Here is a 22,258-nt window from a genome sequence, read left to right as displayed (position 1 = left end):
GTATGATAACCAGCGACGACTGGGGCAGTTATGCCAGAGAGGTTTCGAAGGATAAGCACCTTACGGGCAAGATATTTACGCAACGCATTGAACGTAACAACCTGACGCTTCGCACCCGTATCAAGCGGCTGGCGCGCAAAACAATTTGTTTCTCTCGTTCCATCGAGATCCACGAAAAAGTCATCGGTGCCTTCATCGAGAGGCATATGTTCTACTAATTGGAGTCATCACCCTTTTTTGACTATGTATGCGATACATACCCCAGGGAGGCAGAACTGAAATAGGTTCAGGGAAAGTTAGTTGAGTGTCTTGTCGGGCATGATGATGGGTGTATGTTTTTTCCGGGATGAATACTCTGTGACAGGAAATTAACTCCGCTCTGGTCTGTTGTTCCGCAGGAAATGATCTCTGACTTTTAAGTTGACGCCTGAAAGAACGTTTTTATCCAGAGCGACTGATGCAGTCACAGGTTTCTGTTTCCCGTGCAGGTCTCGTTGCGCCGTAAATATGGTTATATGCCATCATCAACGGCCGGGGCCATTTATTTACGCTCTCAGTCATGTAGGGTCTGAAACTATTTTAATCTGAATGTTGACGGTTCAGATAAATGAACATTAATGCCAGTGAGGTTTGTCATGCAGCTTCGTTCACTTATTTTCGGTGTGACTGCGATTTATTGTTTTTTTATAACCGCAGATGCTGCCGCGGCCATGTACGTCTACCGGCTTTGTTGAATAATAGGTAATCATTCTGTTTTGTCTGCACTGTTTTGGTAGAAAACGCTGATGCCAGACAGAACACCGTCATACGCAAGCATGTAATGCATTGATTTTATGTTATCTGAAACAACCGTTTTCATAGTACCACAGCATAAAATCCATTTATTCAACAAAGCCTACGCAAGCATGTAACGCATTGATTTTATGTTATCTGAAACAACCGTTTTCATAGTACCACAGCATAAAATCCATTTATTCAACAAAGCCATCAGCAGGAAGAAAACGCGCTGGCGGCTGCACAGGGGAATATTGTTCGGGTCGATATTAATGGGCTTTTTAATGAAGTGATCGCCAGTCCGGCGCTTTATGGTCTTACTAACACCGCAGGCATGGCCTGTCCACCGGGCACCTCTTCCGCCGTCTGTACTTCGTCGACAGCGGGTTTCTCATCGCAACAGACTTTTTTGTTTGCCGATCGTCTTCATCCCAGCCCTGCGGTGCATGCCCTGATTGCTGACTACATTCAGTCAATCCTGGATGCACCAGCCCAGGTCGCGGTACTGACGCAGGCACCGCTGACGATGCTGCAGGATGTGCATAACACGCTGGACAGTCATCTCCAGCAGCAGCGCAGGCAACCCGCTGAAGCCGGAGAATTCACTGTGTTTGGCGGTTACGCCGGTCAGCACGCGCGCAACAAAAGTGATGTTTTTAATGATGGCGACACAGATACCGCAAACCTGTCAGCCGGCATGGGTTATCAGCTGACCGACAACCTGCAGGCAGGGGCGTTGCTGTCAACGGCCAGCCAACGACAGCATCCCTCTGAACGTTATGATTACCGGCTGCACGGCAACATGGTGGCACTCTGGAGCCAGCTACAACTGATAGACAGACTGTGGGTCAACGCCGATATCCATTATGCGGATCTGGATTACGACAGCATTGAACGTCAGATAAAACTTGGCCCTGCGGTCCGCACTGAACAGGGCAGCAGTAGTGGAAAGCTGATGGGCACGCGGGTTCAAACCGGTTGGGATTTTCCCTTAAACGAGACGATTACCACGGGGCCTGTTGTCAGCTATGCGCTGGATTATGTGCGGGCCGACGGTTATCAGGAACGCGGCGACAGCAGCAGTGCGATGCGTTTCTCCGATCAAACACGGCATTCACAAACTGGCGCAGTGGGGTGGCGCATTGATACCCAGGGATTAGGAATCAATCCCTGGGCACAGGTCAGTTATAACCATCAGTTTGGCGACACGGATACATCGGTGAGTGCAGGTCTGAAATCGACACGAACGGCTTTCCGACAAAGCCGTTCGAATCAGGATAAAGACTGGGCGGATATAGCTGTAGGGGCCAATGTCCCCATCGGCGACGCGGTTAGCGCTTTTGCCGCTGTGTCGACGGTGGCGGGCGCGCGTGATTATCATGAGGTCACCTGGAACCTTGGCATGAGCGCGCGGTTTTAGCACCTGTCCGGTGCAGGCCTATGAGCGTCGCATCGATCAGGCCCGGGTCAGCGCCATCGAAAAAGGCGCGGGATGAGACTGATGTGTCACGTCGTCTGCCTGCACTTTCAGGTTCAAAACGCAGAGGATATGGCCCGATTTTACTGGCCGATGAAGGGGCCAAAAGTTTAATGCCTTCTGCTTCGCAAGCGAGAGCGGGTAAGGTATAGTGCGCGTTTTTGGAGGAACCATGCTGACGCATTCATCAACACGACTCAATAAATACATCAGTGAGAGCGGAATCTGCTCCCGCCGCGATGCCGATCGCTTTATCGAACAGGGCAACGTTTTCATCAATGGTAAACGCGCAGCCGTTGGTGCCCAGGTTTTTGCTGGCGATGTCGTAAAAGTGAATGGTCAGCTGATTGAGCCTCGTGATGAAGATGATTTGGTGCTGATTGCGCTGAATAAACCCACAGGCATTATCACCACAATGGAAGAGGGCGAACGCGATAACATCAGTGATTTTGTTAATCACAGTAAACGCGTTTTTCCCATCGGTCGTCTCGATAAAGATTCGCAGGGACTTATTTTCCTGACCAATCATGGCGATCTGGTCAATAAAATTTTGCGTGCAGGCAATAACCACGAAAAAGAATATGTCGTCACTGTTGATAAGCCCGTTACCGATGAATTTATTGCCGGTATGGCAGCCGGCGTTCCCATGTTGGGCACGGTAACCAAAAAGTGCAAAGTGAAGAAAGAAGCACCCTACGTGTTTCGTATTACGCTGGTACAGGGGCTTAATCGGCAGATCCGTCGTATGTGCAAACACTTTGGGTATGAAGTCACCAAACTGGAACGCACGCGCATTATGAATGTAAATCTCAAAGGTATTCCTTTGGGTGAATGGCGCGATCTGACGGATGATGAATTAATCGAACTGTTTAAGCTGCTCGAAAATTCCACTTCTGATGACAAATCGGCAAAAAAGACGCCGCAGAAAAAATCTCCTGCAAAAAAACCAGGGAATAGCCAACCTAAATCGGGCGTAAAAGCTGATGATAAGCCCGCTTCACGCAAGCGATTTACGCAGCCGGGTCGCAAGAAAAAAGGGCGCTAAAAAGCGAAATGATAAACGGGCGTCAGATAATCGTGAGTGAGTATTGCCCTGAATGGGCGAATCATTTCTCTGCTGAGGCGGCTGTGTTAGCGGCGAGATTGGGTAAACACCTTGTCGCTATTCATCATATTGGTAGCACTGCGGTGCCAGGATTAGCGGCCAAACCGATCATCGATATTTTGCTGGAAGTGATTACTCATGATTCGTCTGACATTACGTCAGCGTTGTGCGCCTCTGGCTATCAGGCGCGTGGCGAAAACGGTATGTCAGGAAGACGCTATTATACCAAGGGCCTTCAGGGCCGCCGTACGCATCACGTCCATGCTTTTATCCAGGGCAGTCCAGATATCATCCGGCATCTGGCGTTTCGGGATTATTTGCGAAAATATCCAGACATCCGCGACAGCTATGCGGCAGTGAAATACGCCGCGCAACGTGACTGCCGGGGGGAGAGTAACGTTTACTGTGAATTAAAAAATGCGTTTGTTCAGACCCATCAGCAACGCGCACTAGCCCTCTATCCCTTCTGAATTATCTCTCTGAACGCGTCTTTATTTTCCTTTTGCAAAATTTAGCCTTGCCTGCACATTCAATGATGCAGCCTGATGCTTATGGCTACAGACGGCATCACAGAACGATAAGTAAGACGGTGCCCAAAAGGAAAGCGCAACGTCGCATAATCAGATGACGGCACCTTTTCAGTAGTAAAATGGCATGGCAGGATACGCTAAATTACAAAGGAGTGGGCCTGATGTTACTGAAAGGTATGAATGATCCGTTGTTCAACGCGTATCAGCATCCCAAAGCAAGGCTAATGATAAGTCGTTTCAGAGGATTAGCCGGTGACCGGCGGCTTAGCGACTGGCAGGTATTTTGTATTCTGGTCAACGGCTTTACTAACTACTGGTATGTGCATTCAGGCAATTTCACCATCAATGTCACCTTAACCAAGACGCGTCAGTTCGATTTTATGCAGGATTTTTTGCATTTCACGGTGACGCTGGATGGCCTGTTAAGCGACGAGAATTTCCGCTGTCCCGACTTTATTTTGCCCCATTATGATGTGCCTTATGAATTTTGCCGTTGGCGGAGTAAACGTGGCTACGATTCGCAAACCACCTATGTGGGCAAACATGGTGTGAAGTCCCACAAAGGCCTGTTCATTGCAACTCATGATCCGATCAGAGATGAATATCAGATGAAATGGGAAGGCATTATTACGGTTTTTGATAAAGCCTTTTTTAAAATGGGAAACTTCAACACCACCTGCGATTTTTTAATCAACGATATTACCAAGACTATCCATGAGGGCGTGGTGAAACATCTGAGCCTGTATCGCGATCTGTACCATTATCTGTTTCCCTCACCCACAGAAGCGCGTATCCAGGCTCGTGATACGAAACGCCATCTGGCCAGAAAATAAATACCAGCAGGATAGTCCACGAGTACAGAACGGGGAGAAAACGCTTATCCCGGTAACTTCCATTTCAGCCAGGGATCGAGTTCCGTTTCTGTCATAGGTTTAATGTTGAAATATTCATAGGTAGCCTCACTGTTATCTGAGGTGACCACAGAGGCGGGACGATCGCTGTGGGCTAAAACAAGGAGGTTGAGCTCTTTGAGCGTCGTAAAAATACTGTGTGCGATAAGTCGGGAAGTAATATTTGCATGAATTTGGTTGGCCAGTGTTTTATCCAGTTTTATAACATCAGGCGGCATCCCGCGCAGATAGCGTATTTTGCGATAGCCTTTCGCGATATATTCCCATGTCATTGTGAATCCCATACGTCTTAGCATTTCCAGGCCCAGCATGGCTGAGGGGCTGTCAATGATATGCTCTTTTTGAACGATTTTGATGACCAGCATTGACACAGGTAAGGTTGCCTTAAGCATTTTTTCCGCCAGCTTTTCTGCAAACGCCCGATCTGTCACATCCCGCTCATGAATACTGATTGTGACAGGTAACTGAATAGGATGATTACGTAGACGTTTAAGCCGGGCAATAGTGCTGTCAATCAGCCAGGTCGTGAGTGTTGTGCCCAGCTCAGTCCCAACGGCCAGTGAAGTAAAGTTATCGGCTGCCAGCTCTCCACGTTGGGGATGATGCCAACGGATCTGCGCTTCGAGGCCAACCGGTTTACCACTGAGCAAGCACACGTTGGGCTGGAAAACCAGATACAGTCCCTGGTTGCGCCGCAGCGCGTCTGCCAGATCACGCATTAAGGTGAAATCAGCGGGGGAACTCGCGTCTTTAATTCCATCACTAACAGCATCACACAGACGAACGGACGGACCGCTCACGCGTTCCAGCGGGCTTTGTTGAATAATAGGTAATCATTCTGTTTTGTCTGCACTGTTTTGGTAGAAAACGCTGATGCCAGACAGAACACCGTCATACGCAAGCATGTAACGCATTGATTTTATGTTATCTGAAACAACCGTTTTCATAGTACCACAGCATAAAATCCATTTATTCAACAAAGCCGTTCCAGCGCATTGACTGCCTGTCTGAGAGCGTCCTGGGGGAAGGTCTGGCCGGCGATAAAGTCGATCTGCGCGGTACAGGTCGCCAACGCCATAGTGAGGCCGTCGCCCATATCGGCATGAATCCCGTTTAACCGTTCCTCAACCCATTTTGCGCTAACGTGGCTTTCTGCACGGGTCAAAATCGCAAAGCGGCCAGTCGCGATCGTGTAAATCGACTCACCACTGGCAGGCCGAAGACGTAACCTTAACAGGGTGGCGACATCCTTAAGCAAGGACTCCAGCGACGCCATGCCCAGTGACCGGGACAGGTCGTAGGCGCGTGACATATCAATACAGTCGATAAGCACCAGACGGCGCAGTGCCGTGTCATTCAGCGTGGCAAGATGCAGAATGTCGCGAAAGAGACGTTCCCGATTGGCCATGCCGGTAACAGGTTCGATAAAGGCCGCCGAATGCCAGGCTTCAAGAAAGGCAACAACCAATCCAGCCAGTGACTCAATGATCTGTTTCTGCTGGTGGCTAAAAGTCCGTGGCACCGTATCCGTCAGGCATAGCGTTCCCAGTATCTGTCCATGAGCGTTTTTCAGCGGCGTACCGACATAAAAGCGAATATAAGGGGCATGGACAATCAAAGGGTGATGGGCATAACGCGGATCAAGTCGGGTATCGGGTGCAATGACCGTCGCATCACTTTCGACAACATGTCGGCATAAGGCCTGTTCGCGCGTCGTGTCACTCAGCTCAATATTGTAATTGGCACGCACACTATGCTTATCGTCATTTAAGACAGCGATATAACTTCCATTAATACCAACTAACTGACAGGCCAGACGTAAAAACTTTTTCAGCACCTCATCCCGGCCTCTGTCTGAGAAGCGCAGTGACTGTGTTGTTCTGGTGCGGTGATATTCCTTGTCGCCAGGTTCCTGAGCCATTGCCGCTCCTGCCCATATGCTGAATGATATTGCAAAAAATAATTGTACGTTGATTTTAAAAAATAAAAGCCAATCACTATAAAAGGCGAAAGCAATTAATGCGTTGCGATATTAAACCGTCATGGAATAACCGTTTACGTCCCGGATGAAGGCCGTTTATTTTTTGAGTTAATGCGTATTGATTAATACGGCAGGTGAGGAAAGAACAGAAACCCTGAAGCCTCGAACGAAGATTTTATTTTCGCTTACGCTTTTTTATAAGGCAAATTTCTGGCTGCGATACATTTCCCGACGTTCTCCGTGCGGCATGTCGGGCCGGCTTCAGGTGGATAAATCTGCAAACCCAGAAGCGCGGGTCACCGGCAGGTGGGTTAAAACCTTTTAAAACATAGAGTTAAAAAATAAATAAAAGCGCACTCATTAGCAGTTAAAAAATATCTCTTTTAAAAGAGGTCAGGGCAGTAATCGTTCCCCGCTGAAAAAGTAACGATAATTAATGAGAAGCCGATCCGGGTTTACTTTGTGTTATTTTGTCTTGCGCGCCATCACTGTTCCTCCCTGATGCAATTTAATGTAAATTATTGCGTCAGTCCGCGCACCGAGACCTGCATGTTAAAGGAATAACTGATAAGCTGACGACTACACTCACGTTGATGTTGGAGATGCCCTTTGCTGACCACAATAATTTATCGCAGCCATATCTCGGATGACGTTCCTGTTAAGACGCTACCCGGAATGGTGGATGATGCCAGCATACTGAATGCATCTCATGATGTGACCGGTATTCTGTTGTTCAATGGCACGCACTTTTTCCAGTTACTGGAAGGCCCGGAAGAGGGCGTGCTGGCCATTTATCAGCGCATTTGTGCTGATCGACGTCACCATAACCTGGTCGAGTTGATGCGTGATTATGCGCCCTCGCGTCGCTTCGGTAATGCCGGCATGGAATTGTTTGATTTACGTGAGCATGATCGTTCCACTGTGCTTCAGGCGGTGCTGGATAAAGGCACGTCGAAGTACCAGTTAACTTATGCTGACCGCGCGTTGCAGTTCCTGCGTACCTTTGTTGAGGCGCGTGAGAAAGAGAATTACTTCGAGGTATTGCCCTCCGAATACTGGGAATTCATTCGGCTTTGTTGAATAATAGGTAATCATTCTGTTTTGTCTGCACTGTTTTGGTAGAAAACGCTGATGCCAGACAGAACACCGTCATACGCAAGCATGTAACGCATTGATTTTATGTTATCTGAAACAACCGTTTTCATAGTACCACAGCATAAAATCCATTTATTCAACAAAGCCAATTCATTCCGGAAAGCACCACTGCCAGCAAGGTGACGCCTTCGGTATCGGGTATTACTTTCCGTCCCGTCGTCGATCCGCTTGCCCGTCAAGTGACGGCGATTGAGGCGATAGCGGACGCACGGCTTCGTCGTACTGAACAGCGCGATTCGTCAAAGCAGTTACATGATGCCGATCTTGACGCGGTGATTACAGCGTTCAGGATGGCCGGGCGGGCCTGCCCGGACGAGATGACGCTGTATGTCAGTCTGCTGCCTATGACGCTGGTTGTCGTACCTGATGCGGTTCAGACCATTGTTGCGGCCATAAATGCTGCAGGACTGGTCCCTGAGCAGGTGGTCATTGGTGTCAGCGAAACGGAAGTTATTTCACGCGTGGAAGCTTTTTCGGTTGCCGTCAGGGAGCTTAAGGCTGCGGGCATCAGTCTGTCCGTCGATAATTTTGGTGCCGGTTCCGCCGGGCTCTCGTTATTGACACATATTCAGCCCGACCGGATTCGCATTGACTCAAGTATCACTTCCGATGTTCACCGCAGTGGTCCGAAACAAGCCGTGGTTCAGGCCATTATAAAATGTTGCTCTGCCTTAGAGATTACGGTCATTGCTGCCGGCATCGTGAAAGCGGAGGAGTGGATGTGGCTGGAAGCAGCGGGCGTGATTAATTTCCAGGGCAGTTTATTTGCTCCTTCAGGTGCGCTCCATTCAGACGCAGTGGCCTGGCCGGAATATCGAAGCGCGATGTAAGGTCCGGTTAATATTATATGTCACGATAAAGACATCGTATCACTCGCAGCATGGACCGCTGCCGTTTTGATTGCGTCAGCAGTGCTCCAGATACCGCATTCAACCTGTCCCGACTTCACGCCTGAATCAGTCATCTCGCCTTTCACATCAAATTTTTACCGTCCTCGTTTCAGACGAAGTGGGGCGAAACCTTATATTCATCTAAGAGCATTAACACGCCGTCGCTCGCTGAGAAGTCATGCTGAACAGAATGCTTTCGCGATGAGAGTATGCATGGCGAAGGAAAGCGGATCACCATCATTTTAGTCGTGCAGTGAGGAATCCAAAGGTATTTACTCACCCGTGAGCTGAGTTAATCATCTCTTCAGATATTACCTGGACAGAAAAATCGCACTTTGCGATCATATCTGCATGATCCAAAAAAAGAAAACGCCCTGGTCAATGTGAAGATGAAAGAAAACAGTCGCTTAGAATCGATAATGAATTACCTGAAAGGAAATAATCTGGTAACGGTTGAACAGCTTGTTTCGGTCACAGGCGCTTCTCCTGCCACTATCAGGCGTGATCTGATTAAACTCGATCAGGAAGGAGTGGTCAGCCGCACGCACGGGGGCGTAACGCTTAACCGCTTTATTCCATCGCAGCCGACCACGCTGGAAAAATCGTCACGGAATCAGCCTGAAAAACATGCTATTGCGCGCGTTGCAGCCACCTTCATTAAAGCAGGCGATGCTGTAATCCTTGATGCAGGGACGACGATGTTTGAGCTGGCCCGGCAAATTACCCATATGCCGCTACGTGTGATCACCAATGACTTACATATTGCGCTGTTCCTCTCCGAGTTTAAGCAGATTGAAGTAACCATCATTGGTGGGCGAATCGATGAAAGCAGCCAGTCCTGCATTGGCGATCACGGTCGAAAGATGCTGAACAATATCAATCCTGACATTGCTTTCCTGAGTGGTAATGGATGGGATATGACGAAAGGCGTGACATCGCCCACGGAAGAAAAAGCGGCTCTGAAACACGATTTGATTATCAATGCGAGGCGACGTGTTTTGCTGGCAGACAGTTCAAAATACGGTGCCTGGTCTCTTTTCAATGTGGTTCATCTGGATGCGCTGACGGATATTGTCACTGACGCTAATCTGGACGCAGACGTCAGGAAAGCGCTCCTGTCCAGCAGCGTGCCTGCGTTGACTATCGCTCATCCTGCCTGAGTTGCCTGCATTATTTTGCCAGTAACAACTTACAAAAACTGATGGGCGCAGAAGCCGCAACGATGTGGCCCAGAGAAATGTGGTCAACCCGCGTTTTCTGACTCGCCCGGTGGCAGCTGAAAGCGGTGATCGCGTGTTGTGATGATTGGGTCTCGCTTAAATCACGCGCTTGTCGCATCACATCAGTGATTCAGTAAGTGCAGAGCCGGGACAGATGCCAACAACCACAATGGACGGCATCGGTATGCGTTGACGATGAAAAGTGACCGAATCGCTTATCTTTCTGCAGAGCGGGTGGTCACGCCACACGCATCATGGCAGCGCCAGGCAGTGTCTCAAATCAAACTAAACATGGATAGATGAAGTGTTGATGCTACGGGGTGAAGAGCAGGGCTGACTAAGGGAGTATCAGTGTGTAACATGAGTCTCGCAGCGTTGACATGAATGAAGGTGAACGGGGGCGTGCCAGGACGGGGATTTACAGATGTGTAAGTATGAATGCGTCACAACGGTTATTCTTCCATTGATGGTCTGAGGTAGAGCGGCGTATCGCCTTCTTCGTAGTGTTTCGGATGCCACACCATCGCGCCATTTTCATCGCCAATAAACGTCATACCTAATGGTTCAATGATCGCATAGGGCTGTGCGAACGCAGCACGGTAAACCCGTATCTCTTTCGCCATTGCCACAACCTGATCTGAAAATTCGTCGGGGTGGCTGAGAATGTAATTCAGTTGATCGTCAGTCAGCATACTTCATTTCCTGAGCAACCCAGACCTGCTGGCGCCAACTGGCAGGGTTGTTTAACCTGTTAATCGAGTTCAGCATTGGCATTGTTCCGCCAAGGCAATAAGTGTACCAATTATCAGCGTGTCAGCCCATCATTACCGTCAGGACGTCGTTTAATAAGCGAAAAGAAAAGCTGTTCAGCATACCGTAGCCGGCGATAGCGGGCTAACGTCCATTTCCTTATGCTTTCAGCCAGAAGTCTGCTGACATTTATCGTGTCTGCAGACACTAAGATGCCTGAACTGTTCTGTATTCCTCGCGCCATCACGAAGCCCCCGACCGTGTTTGTTAATCTTTGCTTCCATAACTTTACATTTTGCATTTAATTAACGTCTGTGCCGTCAGGATGTTTTGCCATTATTAAGTTCTTATCTCTGACAGAAAAGCTTAAGTAATATTTCATAACGGCAGTCTTACAGGCGCGCAACAGGTAATAACTGAATGCGCATTCATTACTGAGAGAGGCAGCCTGTGGCAAGATGAAGCGTCGGGAGAAAAAACCGCTTAATGTGGACCAATACCCTTAATGGGGTAAGCTGATCGATTATTGTGCCTGAACATTGACAGCGATGTCGTCTCCTCACCAAAAGTGCCGCCTGTGTGTCGGGCATAATGCAGAACGTTGTGACATTTACGGTTAAAAATGACTTAAAACCTTTTCTTGCATGTTATACAGTCTCGCATGGCCTCTTGTTTGCTATAAATTGTCGGTCAATGTGGCGCTAAATATTTAAAATTAGGCTAAATTGTTTTCTGCGTTTTGCACCCGCACATGGGGAGGCTGTTGTGCACGATAATCAAAGTGGCAATGAAGAAAATCGTCTTAAAGCGGTTAAAGCACTTTTGTCACCTGATGTAACCAGGGATGAGGTGCTGGAAAAATTTGTACAGCTTGCCGCGCAGGCACTCGGCATTTCGGGCAGTTTTATCTCAATTATTGACGACAAAAATCAATACATTAAAGTTTCCCGCAACTTTAATCTTAAGGCGTCGTCACGTGATGTTTCCTTATGTCGACATGTTATTGATGGCGACGGCCAACTGGTCATTCAGGATACACTGCAAGACAATCGGTTCTCTTTCCATCCGTTAGTGGAAGGCGAGCCGCATATCCGCTTCTATGCGGGCGTGTCATTATGTAATGTTGAAGGGTTGGTTCTGGGCACGTTATGCGTCACAGATACGCAACCCCATACCTTTAACGATGCGCAACTCGAAACCTTAAAGTCGTTAGCGAGGCTGGTCACCTCATTTCTGGATGCCTGGAATCTGGCCAGTTTTACTGACCTGATTACGCATCTTCCTAATCGCCCGCGGTTGTTGCGTGATATGCAGCAGCTGGCCGTGAGCAATCCTGATCGACGCTTCCGCCTTATTCTTATCGACTGCATTGATATTCCGCATGCTTATGAACTCTCGCGCACCTTTGGTATCGCGCCGGTAGAAAACCTGCTCCGGCAAATCGCCGGCCTGGTCAGTGCGCGCCTCGAACTTGAGTCCGATGATATGCTTTATTCATTTGCACCGGGTCGGTTTACCCTCATCCAGCCCTATCTTGAAGGGTACACGGCACAAAGCACGATTGATGTTCTCAAGAATTTGAAGGCGGATTTAGCGGACAATATCACGATCGATATCGACGTTTATGCAGGTGAAACAGAATTTGTCTCCCGAGAGATAGATGCCAATGAAATCGTTCGTCAGGCGGTAAGCGCACTGCATGAATGCATTTATCAGAATTGCGGTGCCATGACCTTCGATCATGCTTATGATTCGCGCCGCACGGATGATTTTCTCATCATGAATGATTTGGCACAGGCGCTGAAAAAAGACGAAGGTCTTTATCTGGCTTATCAGCCCAAAGTGTGTTTAAAAACCGGCAAAACCGTGGGGCTGGAAGCGTTGATCCGGTGGCATCACCCGGAACGAGGCGAGCTGTTCCCTGCCGATTTCGTTCCCCTGGCTGTAAAAACAAACCTGATCTCGGTGCTGACGGACTGGGTCATCGATCGTGTCATCGTTCAACTCAAAACGTGGAAACAGGAATATCAGTTAATTCCTGTCTCAGTTAACGTCAGTGAACGTGACTTTTCACGCCCCGGCTTTGCGGCAGATTTGGCCAGTAAAATGCAGGCTGCTGATTTGCCTACGTCCTTTATGGGCGTGGAGTGCCTTGAAAATGAACTCATTACAGAAAGCCATGTTGCTATAAACGGCCTGGAAGCGCTGAGAACCGAGGGGTTTGTTATCTCTCTGGATGATTTTGGCACAGGCTACAGCAACATCAGCTATTTACAGGAAATTCCCTTAGACGTTATCAAAGTTGATATGTCTCTGATTAACCGCATGGACAACGATCAGGCGTCCAGAGTGATTGTCAGAAGCATTATTTAGATGTTGAAGGAGCTGAATTATACGGTTCTGGCGGAAGGGGTCGAAACCGAAGCGACGCTGAGTCTGCTGAAGCAATATGGTTGCGACCAGATTCAGGGCTATTTTTTTTCTAAACCGCTGCCAGCCAGCGAGATTGAACACTGGCTGCTGCAAAAATAACCGGAACAGAAGGCGACAGTATTATCTGTCGCCTTATCCCTTTAAATGCTTCACCGCCGTCGCGTCTGGCCACGTCTCGTGGCTGCACACCGACTCAATCCAGATCGCGGCCATTGCTGGCGATGACTTTCTTATACCACCAGAACGATTTTTTCCGGCGTCTTTCCAGCGTCCCGTTACCGTGGTCGTCCCGATCAACATAGACAAAACCATAGCGCTTGCTCATTTCACCGGTCGAAGCCGCCACCAAATCAATGCAGCCCCATGTGGTATAACCCAGTACGGGAATACCGTCGCCAATCGCGTCAGCCATGGCGCGAATATGCTCACGCAGGTAGCTGATACGATAATCGTCTATGATTTCGCCTTCTGGTGTTAACTCGTCACGTGCACCCAGACCGTTCTCGACTAAAAACAGCGGTTTCTGATAGCGGTCGTACATCATATTCATGGTGATGCGAAGTCCAAGCGGATCAATGCCCCAACCCCATTCACTACGTGCGATGTGCGGATTAGTCAGCGATTTGACGACATTGGCTGCGCTGCTGTTCTGGTCATGCATATCAGCAGATGCGCAGCGAGAGGCGTAATAACTGAATGAAACAAAATCGACAGTGTTTTTAAGGATCTCCGCATCGTCTTCCGCCATAACGATCTCAATGCCTTTCTCTCGAAACAGACGCGCGGAATACGCTGGGTAGGCGCCCCGTGCCTGCACATCGATAAAAAACAGATTTTCACGATCCTTTTGCAGTGCCGCCCAGACATCGTCGGGTTTACTTGACCAGGGATAAAAATTGCCGCCTGCCAGCATGCAGCCTACCTGGTTGGCCGGGTTGACCTCATGAGCAATTTTCGTTACCAGCGCACTGGCAACCAGTTCATGATGGGCGGCCTGATATTTAACCTGCTCGGTATTTTCACCCGGTTCAAACACCAGCCCAGCGCCTGAAAACGGACTATGCAGCATGATGTTAATTTCATTGAAGGTAAGCCAGTATTTCACAAGGCCGTCGAATGCCTCAAAACAGCTTCGTGCATAGCGTGCGAAAAACGCGATCATTTTACGATGACGCCACGATCCATATTCCGTTACCAGATGCATCGGCACGTCAAAATGGCACAGCGTCACCAGTGGCTCAATGCCATAGCGACGACATTCGGCAAACAGATCACGGTAAAACGCCAGCCCCTGCTCGTTGGGCGTTAATTCATCCCCACGAGGGAAAAGTCGGCTCCAGGCGATAGAGGTGCGAAAGACGGTGAATCCCATTTCTGCCATCAGCGCAATATCTTCGCGATAGCGATGATAAAAGTCGATAGCGGTATGGCTGGGATAAAATTCATCATCGCGCAGTGTGACGCGTTTTTCCTGCCCCAGTTTCACCGGCATGCGTGCCGGGCCAAGCGGTAACATGTCAACGGTCGTTAATCCTTTCCCGCCTTCAAGAAAGGCGCCCTCTGACTGGTTTGCGGACAGGGCACCGCCCCATAAAAATCCTTCCGGGAATACTGACTCAGACATGACATCCTCTTTGATACTGTAATCATTAATTAACTGGCGTTAACCGCGTTCGCTTTTTCTGCGGTGACGACGGACGAGGGCGCAGACGGCTGGGTCGTTTCAGGGATATCTTCAAACCTCAGAATGAGAGTAAGAATGAACGACAGCACGACAGAAAGCACCATTACCGCCACGACCCAGACAATCGACAAGGGGTTGGACGGATCAAAAAACTGCACGCTGGTAAATAATCCTGGCGAAGCCATTGAATGGCTGGCAAGCCCGCCGATTCCGGCAACGGCACCGCAGATAAAGCCACTCATCAGGCTGGCGATTAATGGGCGTTTCAGGCGCACGGCGACACCGTAAAGAGCAGGCTCAGAAATACCGGCCACAATAGCGGAGGCCGCGGCTGCAAGCGCCGTTTGGCGTAATTCGCGGTTTTTCGTTTTGAAGGCGACGGCCAGCGACGAACCGCCAAGTGATAAGTTGGCCCCAATTTCTGAAGGCATCACCATGCCTTCTTTACCTGTTTCTGCAATCGTCTGGATGATGGTAGGGGTAAAAACCCGGTGCATGCCGGTCATTACCAGTAGCGGCCACAGCCCGCCCATGATGGCCACGGAAAGCCAGCCCAGATAGCCGTGAATGGTGTAGACCAGCGCAGAGATACCGCTGCCGATCCAGATGCCAATGGGACCTATTAATACAATCGCAATCGGTGCCGCAATCAGCACAATCAGCATCGGCTTAAGGAAGTTTTTGGTGACGGCAGGCGTAATCCGATCCACGCCACGTTCGATATGGGACAGAATCCACGTCATCACAAGCGCGGGGATCACCGTATAGGTATATTTCACCGCCGTCACCGGAACAGAAGCAAACTCGACATGCTGGCCTTGAGCTGCTTTGGCCATTAAATCGATGAAAGTGGGGTGCACCAGGACGCCGGCAATAGCAATCGCCAGTGACATATTGGTTTTAAATTTCAGTGCGGCAGAAGCCGCTACCATGACCGGTAAAAAGAAGAATGCCCCATCCCCGATAACGTTCAGGATGATCAGCGTGGACGAGCCTTTGTCAAAAACGCCCGCCATATCCAGAATCATGGCCAGCAGTTTGACCATCGATCCGCCAATGATCGCCGGAATCAGTGGTGACATGGTACCGACAAGCGCATCGAGAATACCGGCACCAATGCTTTTCAGCGTGATACGACGTTTAACTGGCGCAGCGCTTTCAGCCTGCGGTTGACCGAGCGCCAGAACGGCCTGATAGGCTTTGGCAACATTATTCCCGATGATCACCTGATACTGTGTATCGGTATGCACGACGCCCATGATGCCGTTGACGGCCTTCAGGGCCGCCAGATCGACACTGTCGTCGTCTTTCACGACAAAACGCAGGCGCGTCATACAATGCGTAATGGCGCTAATGTTGTTCAGGCCACCTAAGGCGGTAACGATGGCCTGTGAAATCCCGGCATAATTTCCTGACATGATGTTTCTCTCGTAGGGTAGAGGGAAGTGCGTTCTGGTTTCCGCTCATGACGGCTGCCTTATTGTTTTACGTCTTTCGCCAGGGGAACGTTGCGTGACCACTGACGATCGGCACGGCAAAATAGGAAACCGGTTTCACAAAATCATGAAGCTGTTTTGGGGCTGACACAAGCGCCAATAATCACCCTGTGTTATTTCTGTGATTAAGGTCACTGTCAATGATCTGGCGCGCCCTGTGGGCTGGCGTGTAAATATTTCAAATAATGAAAGACTTAGGTAGACTGCTTTCAGGCTGAGAATTCTGGCGATCCTCATATGACAACGATTTCAGAAGTGGCAAAACGCGCCGGTGTCTCAAAAGCAACGGTTTCCCGGGTATTGTCGGGCAACGGTTACGTCGGCAAAGAGAAACGTGAACACGTTTTGCAGGCTATCGCTGAAACAGGCTATCGGCCCAATTTACTGGCCCGTAATCTGGCAAATAAAAGTACACAAACCATAGGGCTGGTGGTGACTAACACACTGTACAGCGGCAATATTTTCAGCGAGTTAATGTCGCATTCCGCAAGGATTATGGAGCAGCAGAATCGTCAGTTAATTCTGGCTGACGGGAAGCACACTGCCGCTGAGGAGCGCGCGGCGATTCAGTTTTTGCTCGATCTGCGCTGCGATGGCATCATCATCTATCCGCGCTTTCTGAGTATTGATGAACTGGATGCTATTATTTCCGACCACAAACAACCCATTCTGGTAATCAATCGCCGCCTGCGCATTCATGAAAGTTTTTGTGTATTCAGCGACCAGCAGGCAGCAGGGCGGCTGGCTGTCAATCATCTGCTTGAACAGGGGCATCGTGATATCGCGTTTATCACCGGCTCGCTGGATTCTCCTACCAGTCAGGAACGACTTTCCGGTTATCAGGCTGCATTAAGCGCGGCGGGCATTGCGCCTAATCCCCAGCTGATTGTGCAGGGTAAGTGGACCGCACAAAGCGGCATGCTGGCGGTCAAATCCCTGCTCGCCGGCGGCGAGTTTTTCAGCGCTATCGTAGCCAGCAACGATGAAATGGCAATTGGTGCCATTAAACAACTCACGGAAAACAACATTGCTGTACCGGCCAGAGTTTCGGTGATAGGTTTTGATGACATCCCGCTGGCTCCGTATGTGATTCCCTCGCTTTCCAGCATGAAGTTTCCGGTTACCGACATGATCAATGAAACTATCAACCGGCTGGTCGCCATGCTCGATGGCGGCGAGTTAATTCAGCGTAAGCCTTTTATCGCCAGTCTGGTTTCGCGCGATTCTGTCAGCGTCGCACCCTGAAACCGTCAGCCACCTTTAAGCGATCGTCACCGGTATCACCTCGGTGCCTTGCTCTGTAAGCCGGTTCACGGTATCCGCGGGCAAGCCGTGTTCCGTGATGACATGACGCGGCGCATAACCGGGCGATAAAGGATAGGGATAAAGCTGTCCGAATTTACTGCTGTCTGTCAGGACATAGCTCTCAGCGTCTTTTGCCAGGACAGCGTCCACCACGTCACACCGTAGCATGTCGCGACCGGTAAAACCGGTTTCCGGGTGCCAGCCATCAGCACCAATAAACGCTTTATGAAAGTGGGTCTGCTGAATGCAGTAACGCGTCAGTGGCCCGGTCATCGATTCACTGCTCTTTTGTAACCGGCCTCCCAGCACAATGACCTCACAATCGGCTTCTTTCAGCAGATGAGCGATATAGTGACTGACGGTGATAAGCGTCAGATTTTTTCGACTGGCAAGCGCAAGTGCCAGTAAGGCATTCGTACTGCCGCCCTCGATAAAAACTGATTCGCCCTCATTGACGCGTCCGGCGGCATAACGGGCGAGAGCCTGTTTGATGCTGAAACGTGTGTTCATCCGTGTGCTCACATTATCACTGTCCAGGGCGATGGCTGCACCGTGAACGCGACGTAACACGCGCTGCTGTTCAAGTTGTGTTAAATCCTGCCGTATCGTCACCTCAGACACACTGACAACGCGAGCCAGTTCACTGACGGTGATGCTGCCACGCGCATTGACCAGTTCGATAATTTTTTCCTGGCGCGTATTCATACCGGCTCCCTTTATCCTACTGAACCAAAGCGGGCATTAACCCGCTTACTCTTTTTTATCAGGACTGGCACAGGCTGCGTTTCCCGAGTGGGTTAAGGTCGGCCAGGGTAAAGCGATTCTTCCAGTCAGCTTCGTAATGCTCCGGTGGGAAATCCGCAGGGGAATGACCTTGCTTCAGCGCATGCGCCACATGATGCGCATACGCGCGGTTTTTATCGCACATCGGCGCAGCAGGAATATACATCACATTTCCCCAGCCTTGTTGGTTTTCGACCGGCGCGACCGCGTGAATAAGGTCACAATGCCACCAAACGGAATCGCCGGCGGTAATAGCCGGTACCGGGCATAAGCCCTTCATCAAATGGGGATGCCATTTTTCATTAACAGGCAGGACGCGGCCGGGTGCGACACCGCACAGTTCATCTTCCGGCACATCGGAGAGCAGTGGACGTAACAGAAGATAGGCCATTGCCATGGGGACGGGCACAACGTGAAGTAAACCCTGACCCGGGATCATATCGGACAGCGCGGTCCAGCCCTGGAAAGTGCGGAAGACAGAACATTTTGTGGTGTCCGGTACATCGTATTCATCGACGTCGCTGCGGTGAGCGGCATTCCAGGGATCGTAGCGATCAATATCCCCGTTAAAAACGGCGTGAAAGACGCGTTGATAAGCAGGCAACAGCCACCGTTCCAGCGCGCCTGAATCGGTATGCGCACCCAGTCCCTTTGACGTGGTGCCCGGTAGCCGTCGACGAATACGGTCTGGATAGAGGATATTCACGTCAGGATCAAACCATCGCTGCCCCTCCGATTCATAGGTCCATAACCGGTTCAGAAACGACTGTACCTGATGCATTTCCGGGCGTTGACGGGCCTGCATTTGAGCCTGAGACCAGTAAATGGGGTAAATTTCTGGACGGGATGCCTCAAGACTGCCGAAAAAATTGTCTCCTGGCCCGCGGTACTGTGCATCAAACTGATTTTCATCCAGATAGCGCAACATGTCGGCATCCCAGGCCAGTGCCTGCTCACGGGGGAAATGCTGCCGGACGACGACACAGCCGCGCCGCTTGATACGCACCCGCGTTTCCGGGGAAACCGTGCCTGAGGCTATCGCCTCGCCCGTGACGATGGGCCAGGCGCTCCCGGTTTGAGCCTCTTCCAGCCTGGCTTCGGCAATGGCCTCTTCTGTTTTCTGACAGACTTGCCGAAATACGCGCTCAACGTCGCCGATCTGTTTACGTGCGCGCTGCTTAAAGTTACGGATAGAGGCAGAGATGTCCTCAGGAAGTGGGGTGTAGTGAAGTCCTTCGCGCATAGATTAACCTCTTAACAGATGATGTTATTTCGAATGAAATCTATATAACCTTCATTCGAAGGTGATGGTCATTATTAACAGAGCTTTAACTTTCAATCTGGGCGCGACGGCACAATTTGCCATAACAGGCGGAAATTCAGCGTTTGTAACTTTCAATAATCCTTACAGCGAGTAAGCTTAACCACACAGTTAGCCTGTTAAGGCCGGGAGCAAAGGGGGAGTAAAATGGCAGTAAGGATGATTGCAGTGGATATGGACGGTACCTTTCTTGATGAAAACAAGCAGTACAATGTCCAGCGCTTTTCACGCCAGTATGCTCTGCTCAAAGAAAAAGGTATTCATTTTGTGGTCGCCAGCGGCAATCAGTATTACCAGTTACAGCGATATTTTCCTGACATCAAAAATGAAATTGCCTTCGTGGCAGAAAACGGTGCGTGGGTGTCGCATGGCGATGAAGTAATATTTTGTGGCGAGCTGGCAAAAGAAAGGGTACACAGCGTACTCGATATTCTGGCCAGAGAACCGGATATCAGCGTCGTTGTTTGTGGCCGCAAAAGTGCTTATGTTCACACGTCCATGCCGGATAGCGTGATCGGCATGCTAAAAAATCATTATTACCGACTCGAGAAGCGCGACAACCTTTACGATATTGATGACACTGTCTTTAAGTTCTCGCTCAATCTGGCGCACGAAGGGATTGAAAGCCTGATGACGCGTTTGCATATCCAATTGGGCGAAATCGATCACATCATGCATCCCGTTTCCAGCGGTTATGGCTTTATTGACCTGATTATTCCGGGTTGCCATAAAGCGCACGGTATCGCTTTGCTTCAGCAAAAATGGGGCATTAGCGATTGTGAAGTGGTGGCTGTCGGCGACAGCGCGAATGATATCGAGATGTTACGTCAGGCCTGCTTTAGTTTTGCAATGGCCAATGCGGGTGAGGCTGTCTCGGCTGTCGCGCGTTTTAAAACCGAGAGTAATACGGACGAGGGCGCGCTGAATGTGATTGCCCGCGTTCTGGCTCGTGAATTTCCATTCGACTGATTTCACTAATCAGATATCAACCAACCCAAATCACGTCTTGCGGAAACCACAGGTGACGTTGTCACTTGTAGCGATGTTTTCAGGGGCTGCTCACTCATCGTGAGCAGCCCCTGACGAGCCTGAACGTAAGCTGAGCATCAACGATGCATAATATAGTTACAACATACTTTAAGCGTTTTAGGTTATCCCTGGCTTAACCTATGTGCCTGTTTCGCCTGCCAGATGCAAAGGCTGGCCCGATGCATATCGGGCCATGGAAGGTTAGCGATCGGCTTTATTTTCATCAACACCGGAGGGATCGTTTTCAGCCTCTGACTGCCACGGTTTCAGGAGCTGAATATCCAAAATGACGTAAACCATCGTACTGATAAACAGTGAAATGACGCTACCAAACACACCGCTGGTAGTGAAGGTAAGGTAGTTATAGATGATTAACCATGTGAGGCAAATGAACATCGCGAGCGCCAGCATGATGGATGAAAGCGAGTAGTTGCTGGTACCCGCGCCTTGCTGATGCGTCAGTTTAAATACATGACCAGTGGTATACCTTTCCAGAATTAAAAGTGTTCGTTGCCAGTTACGGCGTTGACGTGAACCCGCGCGCACAAGAAACAGGTAAAGCACAGAAATAAAAAAGCCGGAAAAGGCGATAAGCACCGGCACGGCTTCTAACGCGTATTCAATACTTTTGTGACTCGCCCCGGCGGGACTCAGGTCCAGCGTCAGTGATGCACCCAGCGCCGCATAGAGAAAAACGAACAGGGCCAGAAACGTGATCGTCCGTTTCCAGTCTGCCTCAGCCTCATGATTTTTTTGCTGTAGCGCGACAGTATAAGCGCGATCAATGTGTTCAGCGTGGGGAGAGTGCATCTCAATGACGTCAACGGGTTCGTCCAGAAGTGCGGTGATAAATGCTTTATGATCGTCAGGCAGGGGGATTTTCATTATCCAGATTCTCGTTGTTAATTTTCGCTTATTTTAGCTGTCCTGAGACGAAATGATACTCACGTTCCCGGTTAAAATGCGTTAAGAGGCAAGCAAATGCCTTTTATTCATCCGGCTTGTTGTACACTGCCGATGATCCCACGACGAGGAAAGCGACGATGAATGACAAGAAAATGATTTCCATCGATCAGTTCAGCGATGAAGAGCGACTTGCCGTCAATGAAGTGCTTCATCATTTGATTGAAAAATACCGCCAACGTACGGGTAAAGAACCGGACGTCAAAAAAGAGAAAGCGCTTAACCTTGAAGCGCGTCAGCAGGTGATGGCGGATAAATTGCTTAAAGAAAAGTTAAAAGCAGAAAAGGAAAACAAAAAACCTGTCCGAAAAAAGAAACCGTCCTCACTGACTGCCAGTGAAGTCAGCGATTTTAACTGGTCTGCGTCGGTCGCGAAGGGCCGCAGGAGATAGCGGCAATGTATTGCTAAATTGACAGCCTGATGCATGACAATGAGATGATGTTGCGCGTT

The 22,258-nt window shown here is 49.7% G+C and carries 15 protein-coding genes and 4 pseudogenes; 11 read left to right on the top strand and 8 right to left on the bottom strand.

What is annotated here, in order from left to right:
- From F7Q90_RS15175 to F7Q90_RS15155, 5 genes and pseudogenes are all read left to right on the top strand, one after another.
- Nucleotides 1–218 (top strand): IS1 family transposase (locus F7Q90_RS15175; RefSeq protein WP_006119901.1); only part of this gene is annotated, 218 nt, incomplete at its 5' end.
- A gap of 767 nt (nt 219–985) precedes the next feature.
- Nucleotides 986–2,194: pseudogene (locus F7Q90_RS15170) on the top strand (autotransporter outer membrane beta-barrel domain-containing protein); the annotation flags it as partial.
- 229 nt (nt 2,195–2,423) lie between these two features.
- Complete coding sequence (rluF, locus tag F7Q90_RS15165; RefSeq protein ID WP_006122011.1) at nt 2,424–3,296, top strand: 23S rRNA pseudouridine(2604) synthase RluF; 873 nt, start codon at nt 2,424–2,426, stop codon at nt 3,294–3,296.
- 8 nt (nt 3,297–3,304) lie between these two features.
- Nucleotides 3,305–3,826: a GrpB family protein gene (locus F7Q90_RS15160; RefSeq protein ID WP_377776260.1), complete on the top strand. Its 522-nt coding sequence runs from the start codon at nt 3,305–3,307 to the stop codon at nt 3,824–3,826.
- A 221-nt stretch (nt 3,827–4,047) separates the two neighbouring features.
- Nucleotides 4,048–4,719, top strand: coding sequence for a hypothetical protein (locus tag F7Q90_RS15155; protein WP_006122009.1), 672 nt, complete (start codon nt 4,048–4,050; stop codon nt 4,717–4,719).
- A gap of 44 nt (nt 4,720–4,763) precedes the next feature.
- Here the strand turns inward: F7Q90_RS15155 and F7Q90_RS15150 are convergent.
- Nucleotides 4,764–5,531, bottom strand: a pseudogene (locus tag F7Q90_RS15150) (EAL domain-containing protein); the annotation flags it as partial.
- Nucleotides 5,532–5,770: 239 nt separating this feature from the next.
- On the bottom strand, nt 5,771–6,718 hold the full coding sequence (locus F7Q90_RS15140; RefSeq protein WP_006122007.1) for a GAF domain-containing protein: 948 nt from the start codon (nt 6,716–6,718) through the stop codon (nt 5,771–5,773).
- Between the two features lie 669 nt (nt 6,719–7,387).
- Between F7Q90_RS15140 and F7Q90_RS27890 the strand changes: the two are divergent.
- A pseudogene (locus F7Q90_RS27890) lies at nt 7,388–8,763 on the top strand (diguanylate phosphodiesterase).
- A gap of 449 nt (nt 8,764–9,212) precedes the next feature.
- The gene (locus tag F7Q90_RS15120; protein WP_033742616.1) at nt 9,213–9,983 is read left to right on the top strand and encodes a DeoR/GlpR family DNA-binding transcription regulator; all 771 of its coding nucleotides are present in this window, start codon (nt 9,213–9,215) and stop codon (nt 9,981–9,983) included.
- Nucleotides 9,984–10,495: 512 nt separating this feature from the next.
- On the opposite strand, the gene F7Q90_RS15115 is transcribed toward F7Q90_RS15120, so the two are convergent.
- A complete protein-coding gene (locus F7Q90_RS15115; protein ID WP_006122003.1) occupies nt 10,496–10,735 on the bottom strand; it encodes a hypothetical protein in 240 nt (79 codons plus the stop codon).
- 823 nt (nt 10,736–11,558) lie between these two features.
- Here F7Q90_RS15115 and F7Q90_RS15110 point away from each other — a divergent pair.
- Nucleotides 11,559–13,325: pseudogene (locus F7Q90_RS15110) on the top strand (sensor domain-containing phosphodiesterase).
- A 94-nt stretch (nt 13,326–13,419) separates the two neighbouring features.
- On the opposite strand, the gene F7Q90_RS15105 reads toward F7Q90_RS15110, so the two are convergent.
- Both F7Q90_RS15105 and ascF read right to left on the bottom strand, forming a co-directional pair.
- Entirely contained in the window at nt 13,420–14,850 is a 1,431-nt protein-coding gene (locus F7Q90_RS15105) for a 6-phospho-beta-glucosidase (protein ID WP_006122002.1), read from the bottom strand.
- Nucleotides 14,851–14,879: 29 nt separating this feature from the next.
- Nucleotides 14,880–16,328 (bottom strand): PTS cellobiose/arbutin/salicin transporter subunit IIBC, encoded by a 1,449-nt coding sequence (ascF, locus tag F7Q90_RS15100; RefSeq protein ID WP_006122001.1) that lies wholly within the window; start codon nt 16,326–16,328, stop codon nt 14,880–14,882.
- Nucleotides 16,329–16,643: 315 nt separating this feature from the next.
- On the opposite strand from ascF, the gene F7Q90_RS15095 reads away from it, so the two are divergent.
- Nucleotides 16,644–17,651 carry a LacI family DNA-binding transcriptional regulator gene (locus F7Q90_RS15095; RefSeq protein ID WP_006122000.1) on the top strand — a complete coding sequence of 336 codons (1,008 nt, stop codon included), beginning with the start codon at nt 16,644–16,646 and terminating at the stop codon, nt 17,649–17,651.
- A gap of 15 nt (nt 17,652–17,666) precedes the next feature.
- Here the strand turns inward: F7Q90_RS15095 and F7Q90_RS15090 are convergent, their stop codons facing one another.
- Together F7Q90_RS15090 and F7Q90_RS15085 are read right to left on the bottom strand one after the other, a co-directional pair.
- The gene (locus tag F7Q90_RS15090; RefSeq protein WP_006121999.1) at nt 17,667–18,416 is read right to left on the bottom strand and encodes a DeoR/GlpR family DNA-binding transcription regulator; all 750 of its coding nucleotides are present in this window, start codon (nt 18,414–18,416) and stop codon (nt 17,667–17,669) included.
- Between the two features lie 58 nt (nt 18,417–18,474).
- Nucleotides 18,475–19,737 carry a DUF1479 domain-containing protein gene (locus F7Q90_RS15085; RefSeq protein WP_006121998.1) on the bottom strand — a complete coding sequence of 421 codons (1,263 nt, stop codon included), beginning with the start codon at nt 19,735–19,737 and terminating at the stop codon, nt 18,475–18,477.
- 225 nt (nt 19,738–19,962) lie between these two features.
- On the opposite strand from F7Q90_RS15085, the gene F7Q90_RS15080 reads away from it, so the two are divergent.
- The gene (locus tag F7Q90_RS15080; RefSeq protein ID WP_006121997.1) at nt 19,963–20,784 is read left to right on the top strand and encodes a Cof-type HAD-IIB family hydrolase; all 822 of its coding nucleotides are present in this window, start codon (nt 19,963–19,965) and stop codon (nt 20,782–20,784) included.
- 261 nt (nt 20,785–21,045) lie between these two features.
- Here the strand turns inward: F7Q90_RS15080 and F7Q90_RS15075 are convergent, their stop codons facing one another.
- On the bottom strand, nt 21,046–21,729 hold the full coding sequence (locus tag F7Q90_RS15075; RefSeq protein WP_006121996.1) for a RipA family octameric membrane protein: 684 nt from the start codon (nt 21,727–21,729) through the stop codon (nt 21,046–21,048).
- Between the two features lie 158 nt (nt 21,730–21,887).
- Here F7Q90_RS15075 and F7Q90_RS15070 point away from each other — a divergent pair, with 158 nt between their 5' ends.
- Nucleotides 21,888–22,199, top strand: a complete 312-nt coding sequence (locus F7Q90_RS15070) for a hypothetical protein (protein WP_006121995.1) — start codon at nt 21,888–21,890, stop codon at nt 22,197–22,199.
- The last annotated feature ends 59 nt before the right edge of the window (nt 22,200–22,258 follow it).

The sequence above is a fragment of the Pantoea stewartii subsp. stewartii genome (assembly GCF_008801695.1).
Taxonomy (GTDB): domain Bacteria; phylum Pseudomonadota; class Gammaproteobacteria; order Enterobacterales; family Enterobacteriaceae; genus Pantoea; species Pantoea stewartii.
The sequence above is the reverse complement of the archived record's forward strand: the minus strand, read 5'-3'. Positions and strand labels throughout refer to the sequence as shown.